Origin of the sequence: Lactobacillus porci, from assembly GCF_009695985.1 — a bacterium.
Taxonomy (GTDB): domain Bacteria; phylum Bacillota; class Bacilli; order Lactobacillales; family Lactobacillaceae; genus Lactobacillus; species Lactobacillus absianus.
The window spans coordinates 1-17,177 of record NZ_VUMX01000031.1 but is presented as its reverse complement, the minus strand read 5'-3'; the positions used below and the strand labels follow the sequence as shown (position 1 = coordinate 17,177).

Here is a 17,177-nt window from a genome sequence, read left to right as displayed (position 1 = left end):
CTTGGATGAGAGTATTCAGTTTTGAGCGTGCAAGCTCAAAGAAAAGAGTGCGGTGGCAGTGGCAAGAAGGATACACCTGTTCCCATGCCGAACACAGAAGTTAAGCTTCTTCGCGCCGAAAGTAGTTGGTGGGAAACTGCCTGCGAGGATAGGGCGCTGCCGTGCGACATTCCGCCTTAGCTCAGTTGGTAGAGCGCTTGACTGTTAATCAGGATGTCGTCAGTTCGAGTCTGACAGGCGGAGTTTTAATTAAATAATGGAGTGTTGTCCGAGTGGCTGAAGGAGCATGATTGGAAATCATGTATACGGGCGAATACCTGTATCGAGGGTTCAAATCCCTCACACTCCGCTAGGTAAAGGGAATCTTGTTAGAGATTCCCTTTTTTGTTGGCAAAAGTCAGCTAGATTATTTCAATTTAACTATATTTATATGTTCTAATTAATTGTGGCGTCAGACTGTCAAGCAGATAACAGCTGGTGTATAATATTTTTGTTTTGAATGCGCTGTCAGGATGGATTGGAAGGATCTTGCCTCAATGAAGAAGAGTTATCGAAAATACATGATCTACGTGCTGGGGATCACCTTTGTGGTCTTATTGACCGTATGCACGACGCTGTTCTTTGATTCACGATGGCGATCATGAGATTCTGTTTGCCAACGCGGAAATGATTACGATGATGGGCTGCACCAGCTTTGATGAGCTGATGAACTATACTGGACGCACTTTTGACGGGATCGTTTATGAAGCGGACCGGGAGCGGGTCAATAGAGAAATCGATCAGCAGCTTGAACGCGGCTCCTATGATTACATCGACTACCGGATCAAGACCATGGATGGGCAGATCAAGGAAGTCTTTGACAACGGCAAGCTGGTCGATGAGGACCGCTTTGGCCGGGTCTTCTACGTGGTGATCCTGGACATCAGCCAGCTCAAGACCCGCCACATGCTGGAAACGGCACTTGAGCGGACAGAATAGGCACACTAAAAAAAGTCAAAAAAATTGCCAAAAGGTCTTCCCAAGTGGGGAATGGTTTGGTATATTAATTATTGTGCTTATGGCGGTGTAGCTCAGCTGGCTAGAGCGTCCGGTTCATACCCGGGAGGTCGAGGGTTCGATCCCCCCCGCCGCTATAATAATTGTAAGACCACTGACAATTTGCTTCAGTGGTCTTTCTTTTTTATCGTTTGGCATGCGTAAGTGAAAATTTCAATTTTTTGCTTGCATTCCCTAAGGAATCATGTATACTAGAGAGCGTGCTTAAGAAGCGGCCCGTTGGTCAAGTGGTTAAGACACCGCCCTTTCACGGCGGTAACATGAGTTCAAATCTCGTACGGGTCATATGGAGGATTAGCTCAGCTGGGAGAGCATCTGCCTTACAAGCAGGAGGTCATAGGTTCGAGCCCTATATCCTCCATTGTTCAGAAGATTGCCAGGATTGGCAATCTTTTTTTAATATAAAATCTGAACAACAAAGTCATCATACTATTATTGTTACAAGTCCTGATAGGATTCACGCGAGTGAAGATGCCTTGTAACCGTGTAGCTAGTCTATAGGGGGACACAATACACATGGAAAAACATTTATTTACGTCTGAATCAGTTTCTGAAGGGCACCCAGACAAGGTTGCTGACCAAATCTCCGATGCCATTTTGGATGCCGTCCTGGCCCAAGATCCGCAAGCCCACGTGGCCTGCGAGACTTCCGTCACGACGGGCTTGGTTTTGCTGTTTGGGGAAATCTCAACGACCGCAAACGTTGACTACCAACAGGTAGCGCGGCAGACAATTAAGGAAATCGGCTACGACCGTCCAGAACTCGGCTTTGACGCTGACAACTGCGCGATCCTGCTCGCGATCGACGAGCAGTCGCCAGATATTGCCGGCGGCGTTGACGAAGCCCTGGAAGTTCGCGATTCTGATGGCGAGACTGACGAGCTCGACCAAATCGGTGCCGGTGACCAAGGCTTGATGTTTGGCTTTGCCATCAACGAAACGCCAGAATTGATGCCTTTGCCGATCTCTTTGGCCCACAAGCTGATGCAGCGGGTGGCAAAATTGCGCAAGGACGGCACCTTGACCTGGCTGCGGCCAGACGCCAAGGCGCAAGTGACGGTTGAATACGATGAAAACAACCAGCCAAAGCGGGTTGACACGGTCGTAATCTCAACCCAGACCGACAGTGAAGTTTCTAATGAAGAAATTCATGCGGCAATGATCAACGATGTGATCAAGCGGGTGATTCCTGCCAAATACCTTGATGACGACACCAAGTTCCTGATCAATCCTTCCGGCCGGTTCGTTATCGGCGGCCCTAAGGGGGACGCGGGCCTGACTGGCCGCAAGATCATCGTCGACACTTACGGCGGCTATGCCCGCCACGGCGGCGGCGCCTTCTCAGGCAAGGACGCCACTAAGGTTGACCGGTCAGCTTCATACGCAGCCCGCTACGTTGCCAAGAACATCGTGGCTGCCGGCTTGGCCGACCGCTGCGAGGTCCAGTTGGCTTACGCTATTGGCGTGGCCCACCCGGTCTCAATCATGGTGGACACTGCCGGGACTGGCAAGGTCAGCGACCAGCTGCTGATGCAAGCGGTCCGTGCTTCCTTTGACCTGCGTCCAGCAGGCATTATCAAGATGCTGGACCTGCGCCGGCCAATCTACAAGCAGACCGCGGCTTACGGCCACTTCGGCCGGACTGACGTGGATTTGCCTTGGGAGCACACCGACCGCGTTCAGGTCTTGCGGGACTTTGTCGAAAAGCACGCGCCGGCAAAGTAAAATCGAATAGCAAATTTTGGACAATTAGTACAAAACGTAACATAAATTAGTTGGAGAAAACATGAAAAAAACAAACGTGCAAATGGTCACGCTCGCTGTTTTTATCACGACCTTTATGTCAGCGATTGAGGGGACGATCGTTTCCACGGCGATGCCCACGATCGTGTCTGATCTGGATGGCTTGGCCATCATGAGCTGGGTCGTGTCCGTCTTCTTGCTGATGACGGCTGTTTCAACGCCAATTTATGGGAAACTGGCTGATAGCATTGGGCGACGGCCAGTTTTTTTGTTTGGCATTGGAATTTTTGTCGTGGGTTCGGCGCTTTGCGGGCTCTCGACCAATATGGTTGAATTGATCATCTTCAGAGCCATCCAGGGCTTGGGTTCTGGGGCAATTCAGACGGCAGGGGCCACGGTTCTGGCTGACATGTACCCGATCGACAAGCGGGCCAAGATGCTGGGGCTGACGTCCGCTTTTTGGGGCCTGGCTTCGGTCATCGCGCCGGTATTGGGCGGCTTGATCGTGCAGCGGCTGTCCTGGCACTGGGTTTTCTTTATCAACGTGCCGATTGGCATCATCGCCTTTTTGATCGTCCAGTTCTTCCTGCACGAAGAAAAGAGCCGCGGCAAGCTCAAGATTGACTTGGCCGGCAGCTTGGCCCTGGTGACCTTGATCCTGGCCGTGATGGTCCTCTTGCAGGAATTGGAATCCGGTTTCTCTTGGCCGGAAGTTCTCTTGGCTCTGGTGGCGGTTGCGGCTTGCTGGGCCTTTATCAAAATCGAACGCCGGGCGGACGATCCGATCATTCCTTTTGAGATTCTCAAAAACCGGGAATTCGTTGGGGTCAACATGCTGCAGCTGCTGGTTTCGGGCGTGGTCATCGGACTTGAGTTCTACATTCCAACCTGGTTGCAGGGGATCAATGGCCTGCCGGCTACCTTGGCCGGCTTCGCCGTTACCCCAAGTGCTTTGATGTGGGTCTTTGGCTCTTTCCTGGCCGGCGACTTAATGGGCCGTTGGGGGTCACAGAAGTTCTTTGACGCCGCGATTGCTTTGTTGATCGCGGCTGACCTGGCCTTGGTCTTTTTCCCGACTTATACGCCATTTTGGTGCTTCTGCGTCGCTTCCTTCTTCCATGGGACCGGCTTTGGGGCCATGACCACAGCCAGCCAGGTGCAGGCCCAAGCGGTCGTCAAGCCTACGGAAGTCGGCGTGGCGACTTCGTTTAACACCTTGATGAAGTACTTGGGACAGACCATGATGATGGTCTGCTACGGGATGGTCTTTAACGGCGTGATTGCCAGCGGCCTGGCCAAGCACCCAGGCTTGACCAGCCAAATGATGAACAAGATCGTTTCCGCGGCCCAGGCCAAGACCTTGCCAGCATCCAGTCTGGCGCCGCTGCGGGAGATCCTGCGCTCGTCCATGCGAGGGATCTACCTGCTTTCCCTGGCGGCTTTGCTGCTTTCCTTGGTCTTCAACCATATTTACAAAGGACAAAAAGAGCAGGCAAACAGGCAATAAAAAATCATGCAAAAAGACCACTAGCGCTGCTAGCGGTCTTTTTTGCTATTTTGCCTTTGATTTGCGGGTTGCTATTGCCAAAGTCTTTCTTTGGCGGCCTTGCGCTCTTCACTCCAAAGCAGGATCCAGGCGCCCAGAAGCCCAAAGGTCAACCCTTCAAGCCAGCCGCCAGTCACGTCGCTTGGCCAGTGGACGTGCAGGTACATTCTGGTGAAGCCGATCGACAGGGTGAAGCAGACGCAGAGGGCGATTAAGATCGTCTTGGCCGGCTTTTGCTTGACCAGCAGGCAGATCAGGGTGATCAGCACGATCGCCAGCGACATGGACCCGACTGAGTGGCCAGACGGGAATGAGAAGCCAGTCGCGTTCAAGGACGCGGCGATGCGCGGTCTTTGCCGTTTTACGACGTGCTTGATGATCGAGTTGCAGCCATTGGCGCAGATCATGACCAGGCTCGTGAAGATCGCGTAGCCGTATTTTTTGAAGATGGCCAGGATGAGCACGAGGGCGATTGAAATTGTGGTGATGACGATCGTATCGCCAACCTGGGTCCAAAGCGACGCGAGCCGGTATTCAGCCTGATTGCTGTTCCGAATGGCGCCATAGATCGCCCGGTCATAGCCGGCAATAAAACTGGACTGGCTGGCAACCAAGCCAACCCAGACCGCGAAGATTACTAAAAAAGCCAGGCCAAAGCCGAGGAGGACCCGGTGCTGGCCGTTATTTTTATTATTTATCAAAAAACTCTTCCCCTCTTGTAAAATTTGACTTATGTGGTAAAGTATAATCATTATTGAGAAAATAATAAAGTTCAGAAGCAGGGAGTATTAGAAATCTTAAACTTTGCAGAGAGGGGCCGGTGCTGCGAGACCCTAAGTCACGATTTCGAACTCGCCCGTGCATCAGGTCTGAAGTGCTGTTCCGCTTTAAGGAACAAAGAGTGTCGCGCCTAAAGGCGCGGAACTTAGGTGGTACCGCGATATTCAACTCGTCCTATGTCATGACATAGGGCGTTTTTTTGTTTTAGGAAGGATTTCATAGTATGTACAACCACAAAGTCGTTGAAAAGAAGTGGCAAAAGTACTGGGCTGAACACGAGACGTTCAAGACCGGGACTGACCCCAACAAGCCAAAGTATTACGTTCTTGACATGTTCCCTTACCCATCAGGCAAGGGGCTGCACGTCGGCCACCCAGAAGGCTACACCGCTACTGACATCATGGCCAGAATGAAGCGGGCCCAAGGCTACAACGTGCTGCACCCAATGGGCTGGGATGCTTTTGGTCTGCCAGCAGAACAATATGCCCTGCAGACTGGCAATGACCCTGCAACCTTCACGGACAAGAACATTGCCCGCTTCAAGGAGCAGCTGCAAAGCCTTGGCTTCTCATATGACTGGGACCGCGAATTGAAGACGACTGATCCTAACTACTACAAGTGGACCCAATGGATCTTCGAGCAAATGTACAAGAAGGGCTTGGCATACGAGGCTGAAGTGCCGGTCAACTGGTCACCAGACTTGGGGACGGTCGTTGCCAACGAAGAAGTTATCGACGGCAAGACCGAACGTGGCGGCTTCCCAGTCTATCGGCGGAAGATGCGGCAATGGATGCTGCGGATCACCGCTTACGCGGACCGTCTTTTGGAAGACTTGGATGACTTGGACTGGCCAGAGCCAATCAAGGAAATGCAAAGAAACTGGATCGGCCGTTCAGTTGGTGCCCAAGTTACCTTCCAAGTAAAGGACTCCGATAAGAGCTTTGACGTCTTCACTACCCGTCCGGACACCTTGTTTGGGTGCACCTACACGGTTTTGGCTCCAGAAAGCGACCTGGTTCAAGAAATCACCACTCCTGAACAAAAAGCAGCCGTCGATGCCTACATCAAGTCTATTGAATCCAAGTCTGACTTGGAAAGAACTGACTTGAACAAGGACAAGACCGGGGTATTTACCGGTGCCTATGCGATCAACCCAGTCAACGGCGAAGCCGTGCCAATCTGGATCTCAGACTACGTTCTGGCTTCATACGGTACTGGTGCCGTAATGGCCGTACCAGCCCACGATGAGCGTGACTACGCCTTTGCAAGCAAGTTCCACCTGCCAATCAAGGAAGTCGTACAAGGCGGCCAGATCGAGAAGGAAGCCTACGCCGGCGACGGTGCCCACGTCAACTCTGACTTCTTGGACGGCCTGCACAACGAAGAAGCCAAGAAGCGGATGGTTGACTGGCTGGAAGACAAGGGCTTCGGCGAAAAGAAGGTCAACTACAAGATGCGGGACTGGGACTTCTCCCGTCAACGCTACTGGGGTGAGCCAATTCCGGTCATCCACTGGGAAGACGGCGAAACCACTTTGGTTCCAGAAGATGAATTGCCGCTGCGCCTGCCAAAGGCAACCAACATTCAGCCTTCAGGCACGCCAGAAAGCCCATTGGCCAACTTGAAAGATTGGGTAAACGTGGTTGACGAAAACGGCCGCAAGGGCAAGCGGGAAACCAACACCATGCCGCAATGGGCTGGCTCAAGCTGGTACTTCCTGCGCTACGTGGATCCAAACAACGACAAGTGCCTGGCTGACCCAGACCTGCTCAAGACCTGGATGCCAGTCGACCTTTACATCGGCGGGGCTGAACACGCGACCCTGCACTTGCTTTACGCTAGATTCTGGCACAAGTTCCTGTACGACCTGGGCGTCGTTCCAACCAAGGAACCATTCCAAAAGCTGTACAACCAAGGGCTGATCCTGAAGAACCACGAAAAGATGTCCAAGTCCAAGGGCAACGTGGTCAACCCAGACGACGTCGTTGCTGAATACGGTGCCGACAGTCTGCGGACCTACGAAATGTTCATGGGCCCATTGAACGCCTCAATCGACTGGGACGACAACGGCCCAAGCGGGGTAAAGAAGTTCCTGGATAGAGTATGGCGGACCTTCGTCAACGACCTTGACCTGGACCCAATTCCAAGCGACAAGATCTCTGATGAAAATGACGGCAAGCTGGACAAGCTCTACAACCAAACCGTTAAGGTGGTAACCGACCACTTCGAGCAGCTGCACTTCAACACTGCTATCTCACAAATGATGGTCTTCATTAACGCCTGCCAAAAGGTCGACAAGATTCCACGGGAATACGCTGAAGGCTTCGTCAAGCTGTTGGCTCCAGTCGCACCGCACATGATGGAAGAAATCTGGCAAGTCCTTGGCCACAACGAATCAGTTCAGCTGGCTCCATGGCCAAGCTACGACGCAAGCAAGCTGGTTGAAGCAACCGTTGAAATCCCAGTCATGGTCAACGGCAAGAAGCGGGGCATCTTCACTGCTAACAAGGATGCAAGCAAGGATGACCTGCAAAAGCAAGCTCTCGAGCTTGAACACGTCAAGGAATTCGTTGACGGCAAGGAAATCAAGAAGATCGTCGTCGTACCAAACAAGATCGTCAACATCGTTGCCAAATAATCTAATTTTTCCTAAATAAACAACAAAATGGTATATTTCAAGCCAAATCTGTCATAAGATATAAGGTTGAAGTATAGAAGTTAGGGAAAATTTATGGCAAGAAACAAATCACAGAACAACTCGCAAGCGCAGCTGTTGAAGGGTTCGGCTTGGATGACCTTCGGGTCAATCGTGTCACGGATCTTGGGTGCGATCTACATCATTCCTTGGTATGCCTGGATGGGCAAGTATGGGAACCTGGCCAATTCGCTGACGGCGAAGAGCTACAACATCTACAGCTTGTTCATCATCATTTCAACGGCCGGCATTCCGGGGGCAGTCGCCAAGCAGATCGCCAAGTACAATGCCTTGAATGAGTATGGCGTTGGGCGCAAGCTGTTTAAGCACGGCTTGGGCCTGATGTCCGTCTTTGGGGTCATTGCCGCCGCGATCATGTACTTTTGCGCGCCGGTTTTTGCCAGTTTCAACCAGCAGGAGATTCCGGTCATCCGCAGCCTGTCCTATGCCATCTTGATCATTCCGATCCTGAGCATCTTCAGAGGCTATTTCCAGGGCTTTAACGACATGATGCCAAGTGCCATGTCACAGTTCGCGGAGCAGCTGGCCCGGGTGATCTGGATGCTGGCGACGGCTTACGTGATCATGCAGGTTCAGCATGGCAACTACGTTGATGCCGTAACCCAGTCCAACCTGGCCGCGGCAATCGGGGCAATTTTCGCCATCGGCATGCTGGTGATGTTCTACCTGCGCCAGAAGCGGCAGGTGGATCCCTTGGTCAGAAGGTCAGCCAACCAGGTGCAGGTTTCAACCAACAGCCTGCTCTTTGAAATTATTGGCCAATCGATCCCGTTCATTATCATTGACTCCGGGATCAACTTCTTCCAGTTGATTGACCAGTATACTTTCCACCCGATGATTGCCGGACTGACGCACGCGTCATATGATACGATTGAAAGCTGGTACGCCTTGTTTGGCCTGAACGCCAACAAGCTGATCATGATCGTGGTTTCCCTGTCCACGGCCATGGCGGTCACAGCGATTCCGCTTTTGTCCGGGGCGCACGCGCGAGGAGACTACAAGGATATTTCCCGCCAGATCGGGAACACCCTGGAGCTTTTCTTGTTCGTCTTGATTCCAGCTGCTTTGGGAATGGCGGCCATTGCCGCGCCGCTGTACACCATCTTCTACGGCTACGACCAGTTGGGGGCCAACATCTTGTACCTGTCCTCCTTTACCTCAATCAGCTTGGGCCTGTTCACGGTCTTGATGGCGATTTTGCAAGGGCTGGATGAGAACATGTATGCTATCCGCTACCTGGTGATCGGCTTGATCATCAAGGCGGTGGCGCAGTACCCGATGATCCGCTTCTTCAAGGTCTATGGACCGCTTTTGGCGACGAATATCGGCCTGCTGGCAGTGATTGCCTGTTCTTTGAAGCACTTGGCAGTCAAGTACGGATGGCGGTCTGACCGGACCATGCGCCGCTTTATCGGCATTGCCAGCTTCAGCTTGATCATGTTCGCGGCCGTCTGCCTGGCTGTGAAAGTCTGCAGCCTCTTCCTGCCGCTTGACCGGCGGATGCCAGCCTTTGCCCTGTGCGGGGTCGGCGTCTTGGCCGGGGTAGTCGTTTACGGCGGCTTGACCCTGAAGTCCGGCCTGGCTGAACGGGTTTTGGGCAGCCGCGTCACCCGCATTACCCATATGCTGCACTTAGATTAAAACCCAAGAAAGCAACTCCTGTTTTAGGGCAATTAAGCTATTGCCTTTAAGCTGGAGCCCTTGGAACACTCATCGTTAGATGAGTGTTTTTTTGTGCTGTTTTGGCCAGTGACTTAATGCCCTGGCGTTTTAGGGGATACCTATGCAAAAAGTGCAAGTCGCGACTTGATGAATTGCTATTAGCGAATTTTTGGCCAGAATTTTATTATTATAAGCAAAGATAAAAAGCAAAAGTTCGGTAAGCAAACAGATCGTGAGGCAAAAAATGGCTAAGAATGAAGAAAGCGTCAAGAACAGCGCCTTTGGCTTTGGCGTCTTGAATCCATATGAAAAGTATTTTACCGGCAAGAGCTATCTGCACGGCCTGGCCGAAGGTAATGGGGCTAAGGCACACGTTGCCCAGGTAACTTTCGCGCCTGGAACCATCAACCACTGGCACAGCCACAATCTTCCGCAGATCCTGATCGGCACCGGCGGTGAAGGCTGGGTGCAAAAAGAAGGCACAGAACCGATCAAGATGACAGAAGGCACGGTGGTCGTGATTGAAGCTGACACCCGCCACTGGCATGGGGCCGCTCGGGATTCCTGGTTCAGCCACTTATCCATCATTGTCGGGGATGAAGACACCAACTGGCAAGAGCCGGTAGACCAGGCTTTTTACGAGAGTCTGCGCTAAAAAGCAAGAACAAGAGAAAAGGAGCTAATGATAGTGGAGAAACAAACTGCTGGTCGCGATCATCTGGGCAAGCTAGCCCCAAAGTTCGCGGAATTAAATGATGACGTTCTGTTTGGGCAAGTCTGGTCAAGGGAAGACAAGCTTTCTGCCCGCGACCGGAGCATGATTACGATCGCCGCCCTGTTTTCAGCTGGCTTGTACCCGCAGCTCAAGGCCCACTTGGAAATTGGCAAGCGGCACGGCATCAGCAAGGAAGAGGCCGTGGAGCTGGTCACTCAGCTGGCCTTTTACTGCGGCTGGCCCAAGGCTTGGTCAACCTTCCCGATGATTGAAGAAGTCTGGGGAAGCGAGGAAGCCTGATTGAGATAAAGAAAAAATCTGCAAAAGAAGTCCTGCCATCTTAATTGACGGCAGGACTTTTTGCACGTTTTGTGGTCTTTGCCTTCAGCTCATTCCAATTATTGCCAGATCTTTTCAAACAAAAGATAATATTTACCTTCTTTTATGATAAAAATGGCAAAAAGTTGCCCGCAATCTGCAGCAGAAGAAGCAGACAGTTGAGCAAAAATGTCAATTTTGGCTTATGAAAGCGGAAACGCAAACCTGACACAAATGCCGGCCTATGAGGGCTTGAAGCCCGGTCGCCCGATAAAACTATTGTGCTATTTGTGAATATAATCTCAAATTTTTCTCATAAAACGGGAAGGAAAATTACCATAAGATCCCGATAACAGCGGTAGATAAAGCGGTTACGAAAATATAATGCAAAAATTATTTTAAAAATAGTTGACATTTTTTCACAAAAGGACAATAATCATAGGTGAAAGGTGAAAAGGCTTACAAAGCTGAATACACCATGACATTTTTTGATATGAGGTGAAAACAATGGATGTTGAAAAGAAAGAATTAACTGAAGAAGAACGTAAGAATGCTTATGTACTTTGGTTCAACCAGCTGCGCCGCGCGGACGTGCCTCTGGTTGGCGGTAAATCATCATCATTGGGTGAATTAACTTCAGGCACCAACGTTCCTGTTCCTTACGGGTTCGCGACTACTGCCCACGGTTATCGTCATTTCATGAAAGTCAATGGCCTGAACGAAAAGGTAAATGCCTTGCTTGCTACCCTGAAGGATCCAGAAGATTCTGAAGAGCTTCACCGGGTATGCAGCCAAATCAGAAAGATCATGCGCGAAGCGCCAATGCCAGAAGACCTGGCAGAAGATATCGGCAACTCTTATGACCGCTTGGCACAGATCACCGGTCAAAACGAGCCTTACGTAGCCGTTCGTTCAAGTGCGACCGCCGAAGACTTGCCAGACGCTTCCTTCGCTGGCGAACAAGACACTTACCTTAACGTTCGCGGCCGCAAGGACGTAATCCGCAAGGTTCAAGACTGTTACGCTTCACTGTTTACTGACCGGGCAACCTACTACCGGATCAAGCAGAAGTTCCCACAAGAGAAGGTCGCCTTGTCAGCTGCCGTACAGATGATGGCCTTCTCAAAGGCTGCCGGCGTCATGTTCACGGTCAACGTTGCCAACGGTGATGACACCAAGGTCATGATCGAAGGGTCATGGGGCTTGGGCGAATACATCGTTCAAGGGACGGTTACTCCTGACAACTTTGAAGTTGACAAGGAAACCATGAAGATCAGCCGCAAGACGATCAACAATAAGAACATTGAATTGATCCGGCTCCCAGGCGGCGGGGTTGAGCAGCGCGACGTGCCAGAAGACGTGGCTAAGAGTGCCTGCTTGACCGATGAGCAAGTCATTGAGCTGGCTGGCTATGCAAAGCAGATCGAACAGCACTATGGCTGCTACATGGACATGGAATGGTCACGCGACGAGAATGACAAGTTGTGGCTCGTACAAGCCCGTCCGGAAACCGTTTGGTCACAACGCAAGAAGGAAGGCGAGAAGCCTGCCGAAGAGAAGGAAGTTGCTGAATCAAGCAACAAAGTTCTGGTTAAGGGTCTGCCAGCCAGCCCAGGCGTAGCTTCTGGGATCGTGCACGTCATCGATGACCCGAAGGACATTGGCGAATTCAAGAAGGGCGAAATTCTGGTTACCTTGATGACCTCACCAGACTGGGTACCAGCGATGAAGAAGGCTGCCGCCATCATTACCAACAACGGTGGGATGACCTGCCACGCGGCGATCGTTTCTCGTGAAATGCAGATCCCATGTATTGTCGGGACTGCCAGCCGCGGCACTTTCGCAACCAGAATCTTGAAGACTGGCCAAGAAGTTACCGTTGACGCCAAGAACGGGATCGTTTACCAAGGGGTAGCCGAGGAAATCGTTAAGCCTAAGAAGGAAAACACCGTGCAAACTGCGGTTGCGGCTGAATACTTCCCACCAACGGCTACGAGAGTCATGATGAACTTGGGTGACCCTGACTTGGCTGACAAGTACTCAACTCTGCCAGCTGACGGGATCGGCCTGATGCGGGAAGAATTCTTGTGGACCACTTACATCCACCAGCACCCGCTGTACTTGATCGAAACTGGTCACCCAGAGCGCGTCGTCAACGAATTGGCCAACGGGATCTCCAAGGTCTGCCGGGCAATGAACCCAAGACCAGTCGTTTTGAGATTCTCAGACTTCAAGTCCAGTGAATACCGCAACTTGAAGGGCGGGGACAAGTTTGAACCGCATGAACCGGCCGACCTGCTTGGCTGGCGCGGGGCAAGCCGCTATTATGACCCGAAGTACATTGAAGCCTTCAAGCTGGAGCTGGAAGCAGTCAAGAAGGTAAGAAACGAATATGGCTTGAAGAACCTGAACGTCATGATTCCATTCTGCCGGACTGTCGAAGAGGCGGAAAAGGTGACTAAGATCATGGCAGATGAAGGCTTGGAGCGCAGCCGCGACTTCAAGGTCTACATGATGGCTGAAATTCCTTCAAACATTATCCTGGCCGACAAGTTTAACAAGTTTGTTGACGGCTACTCAATCGGCTCCAACGACTTGACCATGCTGATCATGGGGACTGACCGGAACAACGACCGCGTATCTGCCCTTTACGACGAGCGCAACTTGGCGGTCAAGCGGGCAATCCGGCACTTGATCAAGACTGCCCACAAGGATGGCAAGGTTGTTTCCATCTGTGGCCAAGCACCGTCTGAATACCCAGACTTCACTGAGTTCTTGGTACGCAGCGGGATTGACTACGTGTCAGTCAACCCAGACATGGTCAAGGAAACCAAGCTCAACGTTGCCCACTTCGAGCAAAGAATCCTGCTCGACAAGGCAACCGGCTTGGGCATCCAAGACACTGAAGACTACGACTGGTAGTCAGTGCCTGTATTGTTAAATCACATATCTTAAAAATGAAAGAAGAAACCGCTTCGGTGGTTTCTTCTTTTTTGTGCAATTTTCGCAAATTGTGCGCAATTGCGGGCAAAATGACGTAAAATGAAAAATGAATTATCATGATAGCCTTTAGATTGCTTAAAAAATTAAGGAAAATTAGCAGGCAAGGAACAGAAGAGGGAGTTAACGAAAATGGCACAACAATACTATTCAATGGATCAAATCGCAAAGCTGGCCAAGGTCTCCAGCCAGCAAATCTATTACCTGGTAAACATGAAGTTTAAGTTCAAGCCAGCGCTGGTTGATCCGAGCGGAACCAAGTTTTATGACGAGCGAGCGCTGGGCCAGATCTTCCAGGATTTAGGCAAGCAGGTGCCCAAGTCCGTGCAAAATGCGTCGCCAGCCACGCACGATGGCTTGCTGGACATCAATGCCATCGCGGAAACGACTGGCCTGGGAAAGAAGAAGCTGCGCACTTTCATCCGGGAGCATAAGGAAATCAAGCCAGACTTCATTGACGAGAAGAACCACAATAAGAAGTTCTGGGGCCCAGCTGCCGTTCAGTACATCCAAGACCACTTTGACGATGATGAAAAGGCTGAAGTCAAGGAGAAGCCGGTAGAAGCTGTCGAAAAGCCAGAAGCTGCCGAAGAAGCAAAAGCGGCAGAAGAGGTCAAAGCAGAAGCAGCAACGGCTGAAAAGGTGGCTGAGACAGAAGAACAGCCTGAAGTCAAAGCAGCAGAAGCAAAGAAAAAGGAAGAACAGGCTGCCAAAAAGCCAGAAGAACAGCCAGAAGCAGCAGAAGAGGTCAAGGCAGAAGAAAAGCCGGCAGCTGGTCCGCACTTCGTCAAGAAGATGCCGCGGCCAGCCAAGGCGGAAGCCCCAGAAAATGAACGCATTACCAGCCATCCAGAAGTAGAATTGCCATTTGCGATGGATCAGCAAGAAGGGGAAAAGCCGGAAAAGCCGGTGGCAGAACAGCCAGCATCAACCGAGCCTGCCGAACCAACGGCCGAAAAGCCAGAAGAACAGGCAGAAGAGAAGAATGCTGGCGATCAGCGCTTCGTCGTCCGCAAGCGCGAAAGCCGCTACGGCAATCGCCAAAGAGGCAGCTACAAGCGCCGCAATGGCAGCGACTACCATGACCGGGACAATGGCGGCCGGCAAAATGGCTACCGCGACAACCACCGCAATGGTCGTGAAAATTATGCCAAGAAGCGGGAAATGTTTGCCGGCAAGCTGAAGCTGGTGACTGAGAAGGGAACCTTCTACACTGACCAGTTCAAGAACTTGGAAGAGTGTGCCGAATACGTCGTTTCTGCCAAGGCAGGTGACTTCTTGAAGGTTGAAAAGTACAACTGGGGCCAATTCGCGCCAGCCTACATTTCAACCAAGAGTATCATTGAATTTGAAGAAGCTTAAAGCGCTTTGCGTTTTTTAGAGACCCGTTTGGGTCTCTTTTTTCTTGGCAGGGGATGCAGAACTGTTTTAGCCAATTGAACTTATGGTTAGCCTGAAAGCCGCTTGCGCAAACGAAAGAAAACACTGGCAAATGTAACCGGATTAATTACTACTTTCACAATATTGACAGCGTTTTCAGGAGGCATATAATTACAAGTGTAAGTAAAAAGATAAGTAAGAACGCAAGGAGATTCACTTATGGCTAAAATTAAAGGTGCTAACGCTGTTTTAGATGTTATGAATAAGTGGGGCATTGACCACTTGTACGGTCTGCCAGGCGGATCATTTGACTCAACCATGAACGCGATCTATGAAATGCAAGACACGGTCAAGTTCATTGAGGTCCGTCATGAAGAAGCTGCTGCCTTGGCTGCTTCAGCTGAATACAAGCTGACTGGCAAGCTCGGCGTCTGCATGGGCTCAGCCGGCCCTGGTGCCGTTCACCTGATGAATGGTCTGTATGATGCTAAATACGACAAGACCCCATTGGTTGCTTTGGTCGCTAACGTGCCAACTTCTCGGCAAGACGTCAACTTCTTCCAAGCCTTTGACGAAATGCCTTGGTTCCGCGATGTTGCCGTTTGGGTTCACCAAGCCAAGACTAAGGAATCCTTGCCGGTCTTAATGGACACCGCGATCCGGACGGCCTACGCTAAGAAGGGGCCGGCAGTCTTGATCATTCCTAAGGACTTCGGCTGGCAAGAAATCGACGACAACTACCGCGTATCAGCCAACAACCTGTCAGCTGACAACTACGCTGGCCCAACCAAGGAAAGCGTTGAAGCTGCCGCTGCCTTGATCAAGGCAGCCAAGAACCCAGTCGTCTACTTCGGCTTGGGTGCTTCAGGCGCTGCTGAAGAATTGAAGGAATTCTCAGACAAGTTCAAGATGCCAATGATGTCATCATATTTGGGCAAGGGGATCGTTGAAGACTCATTCAAGCCATACCTCGGCACGATCGGCAGAATCGGCGCTAAGGCTCCTAACGAAGTTCAAGGCCACACTGACCTGGTAGTTTGGGTCGGCAACAACTCACCATTCTCAATTCTGTGGTTCCCTAAGGACGCTAAGGTCATCCAAATCGACGTTGACCCAGAAAAGCTTGGCAAGCGCCACTCAGTAGACGTAGCCATGAAGGCTGACGCCAAGAAGGCATTGCGGGCCCTGATCGACGCTGGCGAAGCCCGCGAAGAATCACCGCTTTACAAGGCAGCTTTGGCTGACCGTGAAGAATGGGATGCATGGCGCAAATCCTTTGCTGATGACCACTTGAAGGACGAAGGGCGCGTTCGCCAAGAACCAATCTGGGACGTTATCAACAAGGAAGCCGCTGACGATGCCGTTTTTGCCATTGACGTCGGCAACGTCGACATGGACCACTGCCGCTTGTTGGAAATGAACGGCAAGCAGCGCTGGACTACTTCAGGCTTGTACGCGACGATGGGTTACGGCTCACCAGCTGCCATGGCGGCCGCTACTGCCTACCCAGACCGTGAAGTATGGCACCTGGCTGGTGACGGTGGCTTCGCGATGATGAGCGAAGAACTGTTGACCATGGCTCGCTACAACATGCACGTTCTGACTGTAGTCTTCACCAACGAAACTTTGGGCTACATCGAAGCTGAACAACGCGACGAATCAAACCAGCCGCTTTCAGGCGTCATCCTGCCAGACAACGACTGGGCTAAGGTAGCCGAAGGCATGAACGTGAAGGCCTTTACTGCTCACGACAAGGCTGAATTCGAAGCAGCCGTTAAGGAATGGAAGAAGATGGATGGTCCTGCCTTCATCGACGTTAAGTACACCAAGCACATGGCTTACTCAACTGAATTGAACACTTTGGACGACCCGGAATTCGTGAAGTACTACCACGCTGAAGCCCTGCACCCATTCTCATACTTTGCTGACAAGTTTGGGCTGAACATTGACACGGCCTCAGGCGCTTCCGGCCACTCAGAAGACAAGAGTGAAGCTTTGAAGGTTCAAGCCGTATCAAGCGCTTCTAAGCCAGAAAACGCTCCTGACACGACTTCCGGTGCTTCTCACTAAACTCCAGCTCGCGAAGTTCCTTCCTACTAAATAAAAGACGCGATAAAAATCCCCTCGAAACTGATGAAGTGCCCTACAATTGTTAGACATAGACATCTAACGATTGTGGGGTATCTTTATGACCAAATATTCATCCGAATTAAAAGTACAAGTTGCTTCCGATTATCTTAATGGCAGAGGATCATACAAGG

The 17,177-nt window shown here is 51.2% G+C and carries 11 protein-coding genes, 5 tRNA genes, 1 rRNA gene and 1 riboswitch; of the genes, 16 read left to right on the top strand and 1 reads right to left on the bottom strand.

Features of this window, described 5'->3' with window-relative positions; all coding sequences use genetic code 11:
• Positions 1-48: 48 nt before the first annotated feature.
• The 9 genes from rrf (at position 49) to FYJ62_RS08995 (ending at position 4,306) form a co-directional block, all read left to right on the top strand.
• Positions 49-165, top strand: a 5S ribosomal RNA gene (rrf, locus tag FYJ62_RS09035).
• Positions 166-170: 5 nt separating this feature from the next.
• A tRNA-Asn gene (locus FYJ62_RS09030) sits at positions 171-243 on the top strand.
• A 15-nt stretch (positions 244-258) separates the two neighbouring features.
• Positions 259-349, top strand: a tRNA-Ser gene (locus FYJ62_RS09025).
• 272 nt (positions 350-621) lie between these two features.
• Positions 622-978, top strand: a complete 357-nt coding sequence (locus FYJ62_RS09020) for a PAS domain-containing protein (RefSeq protein WP_154549359.1) — start codon at positions 622-624, stop codon at positions 976-978.
• 81 nt (positions 979-1,059) lie between these two features.
• Positions 1,060-1,133, top strand: a tRNA-Met gene (locus FYJ62_RS09015).
• A 136-nt stretch (positions 1,134-1,269) separates the two neighbouring features.
• A tRNA-Glu gene (locus FYJ62_RS09010) sits at positions 1,270-1,341 on the top strand.
• Positions 1,342-1,344: 3 nt separating this feature from the next.
• Positions 1,345-1,417: transfer RNA gene (locus FYJ62_RS09005), tRNA-Val, on the top strand.
• Between the two features lie 72 nt (positions 1,418-1,489).
• A riboswitch (SMK box riboswitch) is annotated at positions 1,490-1,575 on the top strand.
• On the top strand, positions 1,573-2,781 hold the full coding sequence (gene metK / locus FYJ62_RS09000) for a methionine adenosyltransferase (protein WP_154549358.1): 1,209 nt from the start codon (positions 1,573-1,575) through the stop codon (positions 2,779-2,781). (Overlaps the previous riboswitch by 3 nt.)
• Positions 2,782-2,842: 61 nt before the next feature.
• Complete coding sequence (locus tag FYJ62_RS08995) at positions 2,843-4,306, top strand: MDR family MFS transporter (protein WP_154549357.1); 1,464 nt, start codon at positions 2,843-2,845, stop codon at positions 4,304-4,306.
• 71 nt (positions 4,307-4,377) lie between these two features.
• Here FYJ62_RS08995 and FYJ62_RS08990 read toward each other — a convergent pair whose 3' ends face one another.
• A complete protein-coding gene (locus tag FYJ62_RS08990; protein ID WP_407657304.1) occupies positions 4,378-5,043 on the bottom strand; it encodes a phosphatase PAP2 family protein in 666 nt (221 codons plus the stop codon).
• Between the two features lie 305 nt (positions 5,044-5,348).
• Here FYJ62_RS08990 and leuS point away from each other — a divergent pair, with 305 nt between their 5' ends.
• The 7 genes from leuS to spxB all read left to right on the top strand — a co-directional run bounded on the left by leuS (position 5,349) and on the right by spxB (position 16,986).
• Positions 5,349-7,763 (top strand): leucine--tRNA ligase, encoded by a 2,415-nt coding sequence (leuS, locus tag FYJ62_RS08985; protein WP_154549355.1) that lies wholly within the window; start codon positions 5,349-5,351, stop codon positions 7,761-7,763.
• A gap of 93 nt (positions 7,764-7,856) precedes the next feature.
• Positions 7,857-9,482: a putative polysaccharide biosynthesis protein gene (locus FYJ62_RS08980; protein WP_154549354.1), complete on the top strand. Its 1,626-nt coding sequence runs from the start codon at positions 7,857-7,859 to the stop codon at positions 9,480-9,482.
• A 265-nt stretch (positions 9,483-9,747) separates the two neighbouring features.
• A complete protein-coding gene (locus tag FYJ62_RS08975) occupies positions 9,748-10,158 on the top strand; it encodes a cupin domain-containing protein (protein WP_154549353.1) in 411 nt (136 codons plus the stop codon).
• Between the two features lie 30 nt (positions 10,159-10,188).
• Positions 10,189-10,518, top strand: a complete 330-nt coding sequence (locus tag FYJ62_RS08970) for a carboxymuconolactone decarboxylase family protein (protein ID WP_326832029.1) — start codon at positions 10,189-10,191, stop codon at positions 10,516-10,518.
• Between the two features lie 525 nt (positions 10,519-11,043).
• Positions 11,044-13,458: a phosphoenolpyruvate synthase gene (gene ppsA / locus FYJ62_RS08965; protein WP_154549351.1), complete on the top strand. Its 2,415-nt coding sequence runs from the start codon at positions 11,044-11,046 to the stop codon at positions 13,456-13,458.
• 210 nt (positions 13,459-13,668) lie between these two features.
• Positions 13,669-14,898, top strand: a complete 1,230-nt coding sequence (locus FYJ62_RS08960; protein WP_154549350.1) for a hypothetical protein — start codon at positions 13,669-13,671, stop codon at positions 14,896-14,898.
• Between the two features lie 237 nt (positions 14,899-15,135).
• The gene (spxB, locus tag FYJ62_RS08955; RefSeq protein WP_154549349.1) at positions 15,136-16,986 is read left to right on the top strand and encodes a pyruvate oxidase; all 1,851 of its coding nucleotides are present in this window, start codon (positions 15,136-15,138) and stop codon (positions 16,984-16,986) included.
• Positions 16,987-17,177 lie beyond the last annotated feature (191 nt).

What these genes read in the sequence shown, in the direction of transcription:
- leuS (WP_154549355.1), top strand. Translation starts at nt 5,349, where the DNA reads ATGTACAACCACAAAGTCGTTGAAAAGAAGTGGCAAAAGTACTGGGCT.
- spxB (WP_154549349.1), top strand. Translation starts at nt 15,136, where the DNA reads ATGGCTAAAATTAAAGGTGCTAACGCTGTTTTAGATGTTATGAATAAG.
- FYJ62_RS08960 (WP_154549350.1), top strand. Translation starts at nt 13,669, where the DNA reads ATGGCACAACAATACTATTCAATGGATCAAATCGCAAAGCTGGCCAAG.
- FYJ62_RS08975 (WP_154549353.1), top strand. Translation starts at nt 9,748, where the DNA reads ATGGCTAAGAATGAAGAAAGCGTCAAGAACAGCGCCTTTGGCTTTGGC.
- FYJ62_RS08980 (WP_154549354.1), top strand. Translation starts at nt 7,857, where the DNA reads ATGGCAAGAAACAAATCACAGAACAACTCGCAAGCGCAGCTGTTGAAG.
- FYJ62_RS08995 (WP_154549357.1), top strand. Translation starts at nt 2,843, where the DNA reads ATGAAAAAAACAAACGTGCAAATGGTCACGCTCGCTGTTTTTATCACG.
- ppsA (WP_154549351.1), top strand. Translation starts at nt 11,044, where the DNA reads ATGGATGTTGAAAAGAAAGAATTAACTGAAGAAGAACGTAAGAATGCT.
- metK (WP_154549358.1), top strand. Translation starts at nt 1,573, where the DNA reads ATGGAAAAACATTTATTTACGTCTGAATCAGTTTCTGAAGGGCACCCA.